Here is a 15170-nt window from a genome sequence, read left to right as displayed (position 1 = left end):
AGTTGAACGTAAGGCCGTCTGAAACAATGGAATGGAAAAATTTAGCGAATCGCGTCTTTCAACTCTTTAACCAACGCGCCTACTGCTTCGGCCTCGCTACCTGCGTGGCTTTCAATCTCTTTGACGATACGGCTGCCGACAATAACGGCATCCGCTACCGCACCAATCTTACGCGCACTCTCCGCATTATTGATGCCGAAGCCGACACCAATCGGAATATCGATGTATTTGCGCAAAAGCTCTATTTTACGCGAAACTTCTTCAGTATCCAAACTTGCCGCACCGGTCACGCCTTTGAGCGATACATAATACACAAAACCGCCGGCTACTTTGGCAATCGTTTGAATACGCTCCTCAGTCGTTGTTGGCGCAATAAGGAAAATACAATCAATACCTTGCGCTTTCAATGAGTCATGCAGCGGGGTAATGGTTTCTACCGGAGAATCCACAGTCAATACGCCATCCACGCCCGCGTCGGCAGCCGCTTGCGCAAACGCCTGATAGCCCATTTTATGTACAGGGTTCAAATAGCCCATCAAGACAACCGGCGTTTTATCATTGGTTTGACGGAACAAGCGTACTGTTTCCAATACGTCGTGCAAAGAAACATGATTTGCCAACGCCCTTTCAGCCGCACGTTGAATAGTCGGGCCATCCGCCATCGGGTCAGAAAACGGCACACCCAGTTCCAAAATATCAGCACCATTAGCCACCAGGCTATGCATCAATGCCAAGGTTGTCTCAAGGTTGGGATCACCCACTGTAATATAAGGAATCAGTGCTTTTGCGCCATTGAGCACTGAGAAAGTTTGTTGGATTCTGCTCATTTTCTGCTATCCATTTCATCGATTTGAATGTTGTCCGGCAGCCTGTTTATTCTGCCGTTACATTTGTTTTAAAAACCTCAGTCTGCCATGAAAAAGCGGCATTTATCCGCATTATCTAATGACTGTTTCTTCCCAATCGGCAAACAAGAGGCTAAGTATAACATTTACGGCTATTTCATAGAATCATTTGCAATCAAGATTCTGATATTTTGAAAGCAATATAAAACAATAAAGGCCGTCTGAAAATCATTCAAACAGCCTTTATTAGAATCAATTATGCAAATCTTTGTATGCTTTCGCACTTTTGATCAGAGTTTCCCTATCGATTACAGCTCAACATGATGGTTTTGTTGTTCAGAACCTAGATGACGCTCCAAATCAGACAAAATTTGCGTCAGACCATGACGGACTTCTTCCGCATTGGCGGCAGGATTGCCGTTTGCATCCAAAGCGCCACGGCTGAACGTATCGATATACGGTTCAAACGTATCTTTCAGTTTCAACAACTTAACAACATCTGAGCGCGTATATCGATCGCCACCGTATCCAATCACAACATTATTTTCATGTTGCCATTGGGCAAACTGAGCCGGACTGATTTGCACCAATTGGCACATTTCATCCAACGTAAAATAACGCTTGGCAGGAATAACCGGATTATTGTTGTTTGTCATAGTAATGCTCCACCATGCCTTTGAGTTTTTGGCTGGCATGGAAAGTTACCACACGGCGTGCGGTAATCGGCACTTCTTCGCCTGTTTTAGGGTTACGGCCAGGGCGTTGAGGTTTGTCGCGCAATTGGAAATTGCCGAAACCGGAAATTTTAATTTCTTCACCACGCGCCAAAGTGCTGCGGATTTCTTCAAAAAAGAGCTCGACGATTTCTTTGGCATCATTCTTGGTGACGTTGCTGACTTTGTCGACCAAAATATCAGCCAATTCTGCTTTAGTTAGTGTCATGTGTTTACCTTCATTCAAACTGGTGCAATTATTACCAAAATTCTTTTAAAAATCAAGTCCTCACCAAAAAATCAAATATTATTAGTGATTTTTAGCGACAACTTTTATCTTATTTTAAGCGCGAAGCTGTGCGTCTTTTTCGGCTGCCGCTTTAATCATTTTCGCAACCAAAGGCTCGATGACCTCATCTGTCAACGTGTTTTCCATATCTTGCAAAATGATTTTGACGGCAACGCTCTTCATGCCTTCAGGCACGCCCGTACCGCGGTAAACGTCAAACACACTGATTTCTTGAACCAGCTTGTTCGCCGCCGCTTTCAGGACATTTAACAAATCATCATGCGTCACAGCTTCAGGCATTACAAATGCCAAATCTCGGCGTGCAGGTTGGAACTTGGATACGGATTGATAACGGGTTTTCTCACGACCCAATACCGCATCCATATCGATTTCAAATACCAGCGGCGCTTGTGGCAAATCATATTTTTGCAGCCATTTCGGATGCAACTCGCCAACAAAACCAACTACTCGGCCGTCTGAAACAATATTAGCAGCACGTCCAGGATGCAATGCCGGATGTTCGGTCTTAACAAAGGATACTTCCTTGCTTTTCAAAAGGCTCTCAACATCAGCTTTCATATCGTAGAAATCCACGTTGCGTGTTTTCTCGCCCCATTGCTCAGGCAGCACGGAGCCATACCACAAACCGCCGATACGTTCGTTTTGAACAAATTGATCAGCCGAATCTTTGCTGAACACGCGGGCAATCTCAAACACGCGTACTCGGTTTTGCTTGCGGTTCAAATTGTTTTGCAAAACTTCCACCAAACCGCCGATAAGCGTAGAACGCATGACGGCATACTGCGCCGCCAACGGATTTTGCAGGCGGATAGGATTGGTATTGGCAGCAAAGTCTTGCTCCCATTGCTCATCCACAAACGCATAGCTGACCACTTCGCGGTAACCGCGAGCCGCCATTTCATTATAAACCGCAAAACGCGGACGTTTGGTTTCAGGCAAAGCCAACATTTTCAGACGGCCTGAAGTATAGTCGTCGGGAATATTTTCATAACCGTAAACGCGGCCGATTTCTTCAATCAAATCGGCTTCGATTTCGATGTCGAAACGGAAGCTAGGAGAAGTGACACGGAAGCCTTCTGCAGTTTTCTCAGGCTTCAAACCCAAGTGTTGCAAGATAATTTCGACTTGATCGGCAGGGACTTCAACGCCCAATACCGTTTTCAGACGGCCTAAACGCAATTCGACCTGTTTTGCCTCGGGCAATTTGCCTTGTGCTTCAACCATTTCACCGGCTGCGCCACCACAAATCTGCAACACCAATTCGGTAGCACGCTCAATGGCATCAGCTTGCAAGCGGCAATCCACACCACGCTCAAAACGGAAAGAAGAATCCGAACCAAAACCGTATTGACGGGATTTACCTGCAATAATCTCCGGGGCAAACCAAGCAGCTTCCAACACAATATTTTGCGTCTCATCAGAAACCGCGCTTGCCTCGCCGCCCATCAAGCCGGCCAAGCTCAACGCACCTTTTTCATCAGCGACCACCAGTGTATTGTCCGCCAAAGTAACCGTCTTCTCATTCAGACACGCCAAAGTCTCACCATTTTGAGCACGGCGGACAATCAAGCTGCCTGACAGCTTGTCAGCATCGAAAACATGCATAGGCTGACCGATTTCCAGCATCACATAGTTGCCAATGTCCACCAATGCGGAAATGCTGCGGATACCGCTGCGTTCCAAACGTTGTTTCATCCAATCGGGTGTAGCCGCTTTCGCATTGACATTTTCAATAATGCGGCTGATAAAACGACCGCAATCGGCCGGTGTATCAATACGGACAGCCTGTTTTTTCTCACTGTCGATAGAGGCCGTCTGAATTTCAACAGGCGTAAACGCACATTGAGTCAACGCAGAAACCTCACGCGCAATACCCTTAACACTCAAGCAATCAGCGCGGTTAGGCGTAATTTTCAATGTAAACAGCGTATCGTCCAAATCCAAGTATTCACGGATATTGGTACCGACAGGCGCATCTTCAGGCAGAATGTGCAGGCCGTCTACACCGTCATCAGGCAAACCCAGTTCATTGGTCGAACACAGCATACCGTTTGATGGCACACCACGCATTTTAGTCGGCTTAATTTTGAAATTGCCCGGCAAAACGGCACCTGGCAACGAACACGGCACTTTAATGCCCGGCTTGACATTCGGCGCACCACAAACAATCTGAACCAACTCGCCCGTACCGGCATCAACTTGGGTAACGTTCAAACGGTCTGCATCAGGGTGTTTTTCAACGGATTTTACTTCGGCAACAACCACGCCACTGAAAGCAGGGGCAGCAGTATCGATTTCTTCCACTTCCAAACCGGCCATGGTCAAAAGATGTTCCAGTTTATCGGCAGAAAGATCAGGATTGGCTTGGGTTCTCAGCCATGAATAAGGAAATTGCATATTATTTTCTCTACTATTAGGCCGTCTGAAACAAATTTTTATCAGACGAAATCAGTAATATCTATTCACTTTTCAGACGGACTATCAAAAGACCATCTGAAATTTATTTAAACTGCTTCAAAAAGTTCAAATCGTTATCGAAGAATAAACGCAAGTCATTGACGTTGTAGCGCAACATGGCAAAGCGGTCGAGACCGATACCGAAAGCGAAACCGGTATATTTTTCAGGGTCGATATCGACGTTTTTCAACACGTTAGGATGTACCATACCGCAACCGCCGACTTCCAACCATTTGCCGTTTTCGCCCATGATGTCGATTTCGGCAGAAGGCTCGGTGAACGGGAAGAAAGACGGACGGAAACGTACTTGCAGGTCATCGCGTTCAAAGAAGCGACGGATAAAGTCAGTGAACACTGCTTTCAAGTCGGCAAAAGTCACACCCTCTTCTACCCACAAACCTTCGGCCTGATGGAACATAGGCGAGTGAGTGGCATCACTGTCCACGCGGTAAACGCGGCCGGGAGCAATAATGCGGATAGGTGGCTCTTTTTTGTCGAGCATATAGCGGATTTGAATAGGCGAAGTGTGTGTGCGCAAAACGTCGCCATTTTCAACATAGAAAGTATCTTGCATCGCACGCGCTGGGTGATTTGCAGGAATATTCAAGGCTTGGAAATTATGGAAATCGTCTTCGATTTCAGGGCCGTCCGCCACTTCAAAACCCATACCGTGAAACAGCTCAACCACACGTTGCAAAGTCAAAGTAACTGGATGCAAACCGCCATGTTCTTGTGCACGGCCCGGCAAAGTAATATCCAAGGCCTCTGCAGCCAATTGAGCTTGCAGCTTGGCTTCATTCAGGGCATCGCGTTTGCTATTAAATGCCGTCTGAAACTGATTTTTACATTCGTTGATGTGCGCGCCTATGGTTTTACGCTCTTCAGGAGACATTTGACCCAAAGTTTTCAAAAGTCCGGTCAATTCGCCGGTTTTACCAAGATAGCGTGCTTTAATTTGTTCTAAGGCATTGAAGTCTTGCGCGGCTTCAATAGCGGCAATACCTTCTGCAACGATACGGTTTACATTTTCCATGGTGGTTTATCGTCTGTTTGTTGATGGCAGGCCGTCTGAAACAACAAAGCCGTCTGTTGGATTTGATTGCAAACCCGTTCAGACGGCCTTTTGTCTTACTGCGGCCAATCCGTTTGATAAGAGAGGCCTATTTTATCGCAAATTAGTATAAAAAAATAGAGTTTAAAGAAAGAAAATCAACTACATAGGATTTCTTTAAGAAAAGAAAAAAGGAAGCATACGCTTCCTTTTTAAATAATCTTATCGAATTAAGCAGCCAAAGCAGCTTTAGCTTTTTCAACCAATTGTGCAAATGCAGCTTTGTCGAATACAGCCAAATCAGCCAATACTTTGCGGTCGATTTCGATAGCAGCGCGTTTCAGGCCGTTCATGAATTTGCTGTAAGACAGACCATTTTCACGGGCACCTGCGTTGATACGAACGATCCACAGTTGACGGAATTGACGTTTGCGTTGGCGACGGTCACGGTATGCGTATTGACCGGCTTTCATTACCGCTTGTTTGGCAACACGGTAAACGTTTTTACGACGACCGCGGTAGCCTTTGGCTAACGCGAAGACTTTTTGGTGACGAGCACGAGCGGTAACACCGCGTTTTACGCGTGGCATATTCTAAACTCCTTAAGCGTAGGGCAACATTTTAGCAACAGAAGCCAAATCGCGTGAATCCACCATAGCGGTGCCGCGCAATTGACGTTTAGTTTTAGTGGTTTTTTTGGTCAGGATGTGACTTTTGAACGCATGACCGCGTTTTACACCACCGTTACCCAGTACTTTAAAGCGTTTTTTCGCGCTAGACTTGGTTTTCATTTTAGGCATTGGAAAACTCCATTCGTTATTAGATAAGGTATAAGGGGTTTTGAAATAAAATTTCAAACACTTGGAACCCAAAATACCACGGTTTTTGCCGCTAATTAAACCTTATTCCGAGCGGCAATCGAAATAAGCCTTGCATTATAGCTTTATTTCTTCTTAGGCGCAATCATCATCACCATTTGGCGGCCTTCCATTTTAGGGAAGGACTCGATTTGTGCCACTTCAGCCAACTCTTCTTTTACGCGTTCAAGCAGTTGGGCGCCCAATTGTTGGTGGGCCATCTCACGACCGCGGAAACGCAATGTCACTTTGACTTTGTCACCATCGGCAAGGAAGCGGTTGATGTTGCGCATCTTGATTTGATAGTCGCCTTCATCAGTACCCGGACGGAATTTAATTTCCTTGATTTGTACCTGCTTTTGGTTTTTCTTGGCTTCGTCGCGCTTCTTGGCTTGTTGGTATTTGTATTTACCGTAATCCATCAGTTTGCATACGGGCGGTTTGGCAGTCGGGGAAATTTCTACCAAATCGACATCTTGCTCTTCGGCCATAGCCAGAGCTTCACGAACTGAAACGACACCAAGCTGATCGCCTGACTCACTGATTAATCGCACTTCTTTGGCGGTAATTTCACCATTGATTCGTGCTTCGCGTTCTTGAGCGATGATGAATACTCCTATAAAAATTAATGATTGACGAGGGCGTCAGTGATTTCTTGCTGCAATTGCGCAATAAAATCATCGACATTCAAAGAACCCAAGTCTTCTGCTTTGCGGCGTACCGCAACTTTGTTTTCTTGTTTCTCTTTATCGCCGACAACGATTTGATAAGGGAAACGGTATTGGCTGTTGTCACGGATTTTGTAACCGATTTTTTCGTTACGCAAATCCAATTCGACACGGAAGCCTGCAGCCTGCAATTTGGCAGCCACTTCGCGACAATAATCTGTTTGGTTCTCGGTGATATTCATAATCACCATTTGAACCGGCGCAAGCCACAATGGGAATGAGCCTGCATGGTTTTCAATCAGAATACCGATGAAGCGCTCCAATGAACCCAAAATAGCACGGTGCAACATTACAGGACGCGCACGGTCGTTGTTTTCAGTTACATATTCGGCATTCAAACGCTCCGGCAATACGAAGTCCAACTGCAGGGTACCACACTGCCAAGAACGACCCAAAGCATCTTTAACATGATACTCAATCTTAGGACCGTAGAATGCGCCTTCGCCAGGCAGCTCTTCCCACTCTACGCCGCAAGCGGTCAATGCATCACGCAGACCTTGTTCGGCTTTATCCCAAACTTCGTCAGAACCTGCACGTTGTTCAGGGCGGAGTGACAGCTTCACGGCAACATCATGGAAGCCGAATTGTTTGTAAATGCGAACCAGCAATTCATTGAATGCGCGTGCTTCATCAACGATTTGATCTTCGGTACAGAAGATATGCGCATCATCTTGCACAAAACCGCGAACACGCATCAGACCATGTAACGCACCGCTTGGTTCATTACGATGGCAAGAACCAAACTCAGCCAAACGCATTGGTAAATCGCGATATGAGCGCAGGCCGTTATTAAAAATTTGTACATGACCCGGACAGTTCATCGGCTTAACCGCGTATTCGCGTTTTTCCGAACTGGTCACAAACATATTGTCTTTATAGTTTTCCCAGTGGCCAGATTTTCCCCAGAAGGTTTTATCCATAATCTGAGGCGTTTTCACCTCTTTATAACCGGCAGCATTCAACTCTTTGCGCATATGCTGCTCAATCACCTGCCACAAAGCCCAGCCTTTAGGATGCCAGAACACCATACCCGGCGCTTCATCTTGCAGGTGGAACAAATCCAATTGTTTACCCAGCTTACGGTGGTCGCGTTTTTCTGCTTCCTCGATGCGTTGGATATAGGCTTTCAATTCGTCTTTACTTGCCCAAGCCGTACCGTAAATACGTTGCAACATTTCATTATTGCTGTCGCCGCGCCAGTATGCGCCTGCCAGTTTGGTCAGCTTGAAGTTTTTCAAGAAACGGGTATTGGGAACGTGAGGACCGCGGCACATATCGACGTATTCCTGATGATGATACATACCCATTGCTTCCACTTCAGGCATGTCTTCAATCAGACGCAATTTGTACTCTTCGCCGCGATCTTGGAAAATTTTGATGGTTTCTGCACGGGGCGTCATCACTTTAATGACGTCATAGTCTTGTGCAATCAACTCTTTCATGCGCGCTTCGATGGCGGCCACATCATCAGGCGTAAATGGTTTTTCAGTTGCGATATCGTAATAGAATCCGTCTTCAATGACCGGGCCGATAACCATTTTGGCATCAGGGTAGAGCTGCTTGACCGCATGACCGACCAAGTGCGCGCAGGAGTGGCGGATAATTTCCACACCTTCTTTGTCTTTAGGCGTAATGATTTGAACGTGGGCATCTTCGGTAATCGGATCGCAAGCATCCACCAATTTACCGTTAACCTTGCCCGCTACCGTTGCCTTTGCCAGACCTGCACCGATAGACGCTGCAATTTGCGCCACGGTAACGGGTGATTCATATTGGCGGACCGAACCGTCCGGCAAGGTAATGTTCAACATCAGAAAGCTCCAAAACATTAAAAAATAACGGCATAAAGCCGTTATGGAAATTTGGTAGGCACAATTGGACTCGAACCAACGACCCCCACCATGTCAAGGTGGTGCTCTAACCAACTGAGCTATGTGCCTTCATCTAAGGCGCTTATTGTAACGAAGCGTGTTCCCTTTTGCAAGCATCTGTAAATACTTTTCAGACGGCCTAGATAATTTTGTTTGATTTATGCCTCATTGTTTTATTTCTTCTATTATTCAGACCGTCTGAAGCATTGTTTTAGAGAAGATAAAATCCAGCCGTCAACCAGCGAAAAATCCTTTATAATCTGCCCTTTCATTTCGCACACACGCGAACATCCAATCTCTTATTATTATGCTCAAATTTACCTTACACAAAAAAGACGGTCATGCCCGACGCGGTACTTTGGAACTGAACCACGGCAAAATCGAAACGCCTGTATTTATGCCGGTCGGCACATATGGTTCGGTCAAAGCGATGAACCCGCAAAACCTGCATGACATCAAAGCACAAATCATCTTAGGCAACACTTACCATCTGTGGCTGCGCCCCGGTTTGGAAGTCATCGAACAATTCGGCGGCCTGCACGAATTTATCGGTTGGGATAAGCCGATTTTGACCGACTCAGGCGGCTTCCAAGTATTCTCGTTGTCCGACATGCGCAAGCTGACCGAAGAAGGCTGTACCTTCCAAAGCCCGATCAACGGCGACAAACTGTTCCTCTCGCCCGAAGTGTCGATGAAAATCCAAACTGTGTTGAATTCCGACATTGTGATGCAGTTAGACGAATGTACCCCTGGAGAAGCAACGCACAGCCAAGCGCAAAAATCGCTGCAAATGAGCCTGCGCTGGGCGGAACGAAGCAAAAAGGCTTTTGAAGACCTGAAAAACCCAAATGCGCTGTTTGGCATTGTACAAGGCGCGATGTATGAAGATTTGCGTGAAGAATCGCTGAAAGGTTTGGAAGAGCTCGACTTCCCCGGCTTGGCCATCGGCGGCTTGTCCGTTGGCGAACCTAAGCCCGAAATGTACCGCATGTTGCGCGCCGTCGGCCCTATCCTGCCGGAACACAAGCCACATTATTTGATGGGCGTCGGCACGCCTGAAGACTTGGTGTACGGCGTGGCACACGGCGTGGATATGTTCGACTGCGTCATGCCTACCCGCAATGCGCGTAACGGCTGGCTGTTTACCCGTTTTGGCGATTTGAAAATCAAAAACGCCAAACACAAACTCGACAAGCGTCCGATTGATGAAAGCTGCACCTGCTACGCCTGTCAGAATTTCAGCCGCTCCTACCTGCACCATCTGCACCGTGTCGGCGAAATCTTGGGCGCACAGCTCAACACCATCCACAATCTGCACTTCTACCAAGTCATCATGGCAGAAATGCGCGAAGCCATCGAACAAGGCAAATTTGCCGATTGGCAGGCGCAATTCCATGAAAACCGCGCCCGCGGTGTGGATTAATCCTTTAAAAGGTCGTCTGAAATCAGGTTTTAATTCAAACTGCTTTTCAGACGGCCTCAATATTCTTAATTAATAAAGCACAATCATGTCCCGTTTCCATACCGAACCTCCCTTAGCCTACACCGCACAAAACCGCACCGCCGTCCTGCTGCTCAACCTCGGCACGCCTGACGCGCCGACGGCTGCCGCAGTCAAGCCTTACTTGAAAGAATTTCTGTCCGATCAACGCGTTGTCGAACTGCCTAAACTTTTATGGCAACCGATATTGCGCGGCTTGGTATTGACTTTTCGCCCGAAAAAAAGCGCGCATGCCTATGAAAAAGTTTGGTTTAAAGAAGGTTCGCCGCTTGAGGTTTACACACACCGCCAAGCAGAAGCCCTAGCCAAACATTTGCCCGATGTCATCGTCCGTCATGCCATGACTTACGGCAATCCAAGCGTTGCCGATGTTTTGGCGGAACTCAAAGCCCAAGGCGTGGGCAAATTGCTGGTCATCCCGCTCTATCCGCAATATGCCGGCTCTTCTACTGGCGCGGCTTTGGATAAAGTGTTTCAAGAGTTATTGCTGCAACGCAACCAAATGAGCGTCCGCACTGTCTCCCGTTATTACGACGATGCCGCCTATATTCAAGCCATGAAGCAGCATATTGAAGCCTATTGGGCCCAAAACGGACGCGGCGAAAAACTGATGTTGAGTTTCCACGGCATTCCGCAAAAGCATCACGACGACGGCGACCCCTATCCTGACGAGTGCCACCATACTGCCAAACTGTTGGCGCAAGCATTGGGCTTGTCCGAACAAGAATATATCGTTTCTTTCCAAAGCCAGTTTGGCAAATCCCAATGGATCAAGCCCAGCACGCAAGCCCTGTTTGATCAGCTGCCGAAACAAGGCACGACCAAACTCGACGTATTCTGCCCCGGCTTCCTGGCCGACTGCCTCGAAACCATGGAAGAAATCGCCATTATGGGACGCGAACAATTCCACGCCGCAGGCGGCAAAGAATACCGTTACATCCCCTGCCTCAACGATTCCGCCGACTGGATTGCCGCACTTGCACAATTAAGCCGGGCTAATCTGCAAGGCTGGATTTGACCTAAACCAAAGGCCGTCTGAAAAATCCACTTTCAGACGGCCTTTAGCGTTATCATCAAGCTATTAAAACGCAAACCAAGCGTGTAGCCATCAAAAATACTACTCAAAAAGGAACACATCATGACTGCACTCCGCACTATCCTGCTCCTTCTGACCGCACTCAGCATCCCAACCGCTTTTGCCGCCGATGCCACACTGATGAGCAAAGGACAAAAGATTTACGAAACCAACTGCGCCGCCTGCCACGGCAAAAAAGGTGAAGGCCGGGGTGCCATGTTCCCGCCTTTATTCCAGTCCGACTATATCAATAAAAAACCGCAAGTGCTGTTGCAAAGCATGACCAAAGGCATCAACGGCCCGATTAAAGTAAACGGCAAATCCTACAACGGCTTTATGCCTTCTACTGCCATCAATGATGCCGATGTTGCCGCCGTTGCCACTTACATCATGAACGCCTTCAATAATGGCGGCGGTACAATTACTGAAGCAGATGTCAAAAAATCTCACGGGAAAAAATAAAACGTCTCTCCCCTAAGGGCCGTCTGAACATTTCAGACGGCCTTTTCGATATGGAACACATTCTTATTTCCATATTTATGGTTACGCAACATCAACAAACATACGCAAAAAACCGTCAAATCAAAAAAAGCATATGCGTTTTGTGTTAAAGTAAACATTATTTAGCGGCTGTTTTGCGTCCAGGCCGTCTGAAAGGTTTTATGTCATGAACTTTTTCCGCAAGACTGTTTTATTTCTAGTCGTCCTCTCCATATTTGCCGCCTGCGGCTCATTTATTTCCCAATACGTTTTGGGCATGAACCCGTGCGTATTGTGTATCCTGCAACGCTTGTGCGTATTGGCAGTCGGGCTGTTGGCCATTGTTACGGCATTCAGCTCGCAATCTTCCAAATTTGCCCGCTCACTCTCGGCATTGTTGATTGCCGCCCCGGCCGTTTACGGCGCCGGTGTCGCCGCCTATCAAATTTGGCTGCAAAGCCTGCCGCCCGGCACCGCCCCTTCTTGCGGCGCACCTTGGACCTTCCGCCTGCGCGACTGGCCTTTGTTCGATTGGTTTGAACCTATCGTCCGCGGCTTTGGCAACTGCGCCGAGCCGGACTATCTATTCGGCGTCGCCCTACCGGTGTGGAGTATTTTGTATTTCAGCTTCGTGGTATTGCTGCTGCTTTGGGCTTGGTTGAAAACCAGAAAAATCTGATTGGTTTCGATATAAAAAGGCCGTCTGAAATTTCAGACGGCCTTTTGTTCTTTAAACTGTTTAGTCCAGATTCAACACGGCAGAAGTGTAAACGTCTTGTACGTCGTCCAAATCTTCCAATGCGTCAATCAGTTTTTGCATCTTAACCGCATCTTCGCCGCTCAATTCAGTTTCGTTTTGGGCGCGCATGGTAACGTCGCCGTCAACAGATTTGTAGCCTGCGGCTTCCAAAGCCGATTTCACACCGGCCCAGTCGTTCGGCGCGGTAATCACTTCGATGGAACCGTCGTCGTTGGTGATGACGTCTTCCGCACCGGCTTCCAAAGCTGCTTCCATCAGCGCATCTTCGTCAACGCCCGGTTCAAACACCAAATAGCCTTGATGAACGAAGTTGAACGCTACGCAGCCGTCGGTACCCAAGTTACCGCCGTTTTTAGTGAACGCATGGCGCACATCGGCAACGGTACGGGTTTTGTTGTCGGTCAGACAGTCCACCATCAAAGCCGCGCCGCCGATGCCGTAGCCTTCGTAACGCAACTCGATGTATTCCACGCCTTCCAGATTGCCCGTACCTTTGTCGATGGCACGTTGCACGTTGTCTTTAGGCATATTGTTTTCAGCGGCTTTTTCCAAAGCCAGGCGCAGGCGCGGGTTCGCGCCGGGATCGCCGCCGCCCATGCGGGCAGCAACGGTAATTTCTTTAATCAGACGGGTGAAGATTTTGCCGCGTTTGGCATCTTGTCGGGCTTTTTTGTGTTGGATATTTGCCCACTTACTATGGCCTGCCATGTTGATTCCTTTCGTTTTTTCACGCGCTGAGGCGGAATTTGCTTCATTTGTAAGGCGTGCATTTTATCATAAGTTGCCTTTAGCCAAAATATTCAGACGGCCCGAATATTTGCAAAAACAGGCCGTCTGAAAACAAAGAAACTTTTTTAAATAAAGAAGCACATTTGCGGCAAACCTTTGTCAGTTTTTCGTTTTAATTCACGAAGGTTTACGGTATGATGACAAAATCGGTCAAAATTGTTAACAACTTAACCGGTATCGAATGGCAAAACGGCCTGCTCGCCGATATTGCCAAACGCGAAAAATGAGTGGGAGTAGTTACCCGTATCATTTTATTTTTATTGTTTTTATTAAAGGTTTTATTATGGAAGAAATATTGTCTGCTCTGGTGGGTGCAGTCAATCTGGTTCTTTGGGACTACCTGCTGATTTATGCCTTAATCGGTATTGGCCTGTTTTTTACCCTGTACTTGGGCGCGCCGCAAATTACCAAATTGGGGGCGGGTTTTAAAGCCGTTTTCGGCGGCTTGTTCAGCAAAAAAGACAAAGACCACGAAAGCAAATCCCTGTCTCAATTTCAAGCGCTTGCCGTAGCGATTTCTGCGCAAATCGGTACCGGTAACGTTGCCGGTGTCGCCACTGCGATTACTGCCGGCGGCCCGGGGGCCATTTTTTGGATGTGGTTGTCTGCCATTCTGGGCATGTCTACCATTTTTGCAGAAGCCGTTTTGGCGCAAAAATACCGCGTGGTCAGCCACGGCAAATACATCGGCGGCCCTGCGTTTTACATCACGCACGGCCTGACCCCGAAAATCGGCCGTGGCGCGGCGCGTTTCCTGTCCGGCTTTTTCTCCATCGCCTTGATTATCGCGCTGGGTTTCATCGGCAACGCAACCCAATCCAATTCCATCGCCTCGGCCATGAATTTGGCTTTCGATATTCCTCCGATGGCTGTCGGCATTGCTTTGGCGGTATTCGCCGGCCTGATCATCATCGGCGGTATCAACCGCATTGCCGGTATCGCGCAATTTGTCGTGCCGTTTATGGCGGTAATTTACATCTTGTGTGCCGTGATTATTTTGTTCAAATTCTCCGACCACATTATCCCGATGTTCCACAGTATCTTTGTTGCCGCCTTCAATCCCGAAGCGGTATTGGGCGGTGCGGCCGGTATCGGTATGCGCGAGGCAGTCCGCTTCGGCGTGGCACGCGGCCTGTTTTCCAATGAGGCCGGTATGGGTTCGACCCCGCACGCTCACGCGACCGCCAACGTCAAACACCCTGTGCAACAAGGTATGGCCGCGTTTATCGGTATTTTTATCGATACGCTGATGGTCTGCACGGCAACCGCGCTGATTATCCTGCTGACCGATGCCAACCTGTCCGGCGAAACCGGCGCAGCAGTTACCCAACTGGCGTTTAACAAAGCCTTCCCGGGTTTTGGTTCACAATTGCTCGCCGTCTGCCTGACCTTCTTCGCCTTCACCACCATCATCGGCTGGTACTACTTCGGCGAATCCAATATCCGCTTCCTGTTCCGCGGCAAACACTTGGGCATCTACCGCGCACTGGTTTTGGTGGCCATCGTATTGGGTACATTGGGCAAAGTGGATTTGGTTTGGAGTATGTCCGATATGTTCAACGGCTTTATGGTTTTGCCGAACTTAATCGCCCTCTTCCTGCTGCGTAAGGAAATCCGTGCGGTTTATGACGATTATCTGGCGCAAACCAAAGCCGGCAAAGAGTTGACCTACAACTACGAATTCCACGAATTCCACGACAAAAACCCAGATTAACGACAAACAAAAACCTCTC

Annotated in this window: 15 protein-coding genes and 1 tRNA gene; 5 read left to right on the top strand and 11 right to left on the bottom strand. The window is 47.9% G+C overall.

Annotation, left to right across the window (positions count from 1 at the left end; translation table 11 throughout):
• Positions 1-41: 41 nt before the first annotated feature.
• The 10 genes from trpA to HMPREF2952_RS05595 all read right to left on the bottom strand — a co-directional run bounded on the left by trpA (position 42) and on the right by HMPREF2952_RS05595 (position 8901).
• Entirely contained in the window at positions 42-827 is a 786-nt protein-coding gene (trpA, locus tag HMPREF2952_RS05640) for a tryptophan synthase subunit alpha (RefSeq protein WP_049335528.1), read from the bottom strand.
• Between the two features lie 326 nt (positions 828-1153).
• On the bottom strand, positions 1154-1501 hold the full coding sequence (locus HMPREF2952_RS05635; RefSeq protein ID WP_004519475.1) for a hypothetical protein: 348 nt from the start codon (positions 1499-1501) through the stop codon (positions 1154-1156).
• On the bottom strand, positions 1485-1787 hold the full coding sequence (locus HMPREF2952_RS05630) for an integration host factor subunit alpha (RefSeq protein WP_003680933.1): 303 nt from the start codon (positions 1785-1787) through the stop codon (positions 1485-1487). Before HMPREF2952_RS05630 ends, HMPREF2952_RS05635 begins: the two co-directional genes overlap by 17 nt.
• Positions 1788-1901: 114 nt before the next feature.
• Positions 1902-4265 carry a phenylalanine--tRNA ligase subunit beta gene (gene pheT, locus HMPREF2952_RS05625; RefSeq protein WP_049335526.1) on the bottom strand — a complete coding sequence of 788 codons (2364 nt, stop codon included), beginning with the start codon at positions 4263-4265 and terminating at the stop codon, positions 1902-1904.
• 103 nt (positions 4266-4368) lie between these two features.
• On the bottom strand, positions 4369-5358 hold the full coding sequence (gene pheS, locus HMPREF2952_RS05620; protein WP_049335524.1) for a phenylalanine--tRNA ligase subunit alpha: 990 nt from the start codon (positions 5356-5358) through the stop codon (positions 4369-4371).
• A 248-nt stretch (positions 5359-5606) separates the two neighbouring features.
• Complete coding sequence (gene rplT / locus HMPREF2952_RS05615; RefSeq protein ID WP_003675502.1) at positions 5607-5966, bottom strand: 50S ribosomal protein L20; 360 nt, start codon at positions 5964-5966, stop codon at positions 5607-5609.
• Positions 5967-5978: 12 nt separating this feature from the next.
• The gene (rpmI, locus tag HMPREF2952_RS05610; RefSeq protein WP_003675505.1) at positions 5979-6176 is read right to left on the bottom strand and encodes a 50S ribosomal protein L35; all 198 of its coding nucleotides are present in this window, start codon (positions 6174-6176) and stop codon (positions 5979-5981) included.
• Between the two features lie 143 nt (positions 6177-6319).
• A complete protein-coding gene (gene infC, locus HMPREF2952_RS05605) occupies positions 6320-6841 on the bottom strand; it encodes a translation initiation factor IF-3 (protein ID WP_079453677.1) in 522 nt (173 codons plus the stop codon).
• A gap of 17 nt (positions 6842-6858) precedes the next feature.
• Positions 6859-8772 (bottom strand): threonine--tRNA ligase, encoded by a 1914-nt coding sequence (gene thrS / locus HMPREF2952_RS05600; RefSeq protein WP_049335607.1) that lies wholly within the window; start codon positions 8770-8772, stop codon positions 6859-6861.
• A 52-nt stretch (positions 8773-8824) separates the two neighbouring features.
• A tRNA-Val gene (locus HMPREF2952_RS05595) sits at positions 8825-8901 on the bottom strand.
• Between the two features lie 238 nt (positions 8902-9139).
• On the opposite strand from HMPREF2952_RS05595, the gene tgt reads away from it, so the two are divergent.
• From tgt to HMPREF2952_RS05575, 4 genes are all read left to right on the top strand, one after another.
• The gene (gene tgt / locus HMPREF2952_RS05590; protein WP_003745960.1) at positions 9140-10255 is read left to right on the top strand and encodes a tRNA guanosine(34) transglycosylase Tgt; all 1116 of its coding nucleotides are present in this window, start codon (positions 9140-9142) and stop codon (positions 10253-10255) included.
• Positions 10256-10340: 85 nt separating this feature from the next.
• Positions 10341-11351, top strand: coding sequence for a ferrochelatase (hemH, locus tag HMPREF2952_RS05585; protein ID WP_063076397.1), 1011 nt, complete (start codon positions 10341-10343; stop codon positions 11349-11351).
• Between the two features lie 120 nt (positions 11352-11471).
• Positions 11472-11870 (top strand): c-type cytochrome, encoded by a 399-nt coding sequence (locus tag HMPREF2952_RS05580; protein WP_070695358.1) that lies wholly within the window; start codon positions 11472-11474, stop codon positions 11868-11870.
• Between the two features lie 205 nt (positions 11871-12075).
• Positions 12076-12567, top strand: coding sequence for a disulfide bond formation protein B (locus HMPREF2952_RS05575; RefSeq protein WP_039864291.1), 492 nt, complete (start codon positions 12076-12078; stop codon positions 12565-12567).
• A gap of 60 nt (positions 12568-12627) precedes the next feature.
• On the opposite strand, the gene HMPREF2952_RS05570 is transcribed toward HMPREF2952_RS05575, so the two are convergent.
• On the bottom strand, positions 12628-13356 hold the full coding sequence (locus tag HMPREF2952_RS05570) for a YebC/PmpR family DNA-binding transcriptional regulator (protein ID WP_049329917.1): 729 nt from the start codon (positions 13354-13356) through the stop codon (positions 12628-12630).
• Positions 13357-13720: 364 nt separating this feature from the next.
• Between HMPREF2952_RS05570 and HMPREF2952_RS05565 the strand changes: the two genes are divergently transcribed.
• On the top strand, positions 13721-15151 hold the full coding sequence (locus HMPREF2952_RS05565; RefSeq protein WP_049335517.1) for an alanine/glycine:cation symporter family protein: 1431 nt from the start codon (positions 13721-13723) through the stop codon (positions 15149-15151).
• Positions 15152-15170 lie beyond the last annotated feature (19 nt).

The organism is Neisseria sp. HMSC068C12 (assembly GCF_001814095.1).
Taxonomy (GTDB): domain Bacteria; phylum Pseudomonadota; class Gammaproteobacteria; order Burkholderiales; family Neisseriaceae; genus Neisseria; species Neisseria perflava.
The sequence above is the reverse complement of the archived record's forward strand: the minus strand, read 5'-3'. Positions and strand labels throughout refer to the sequence as shown.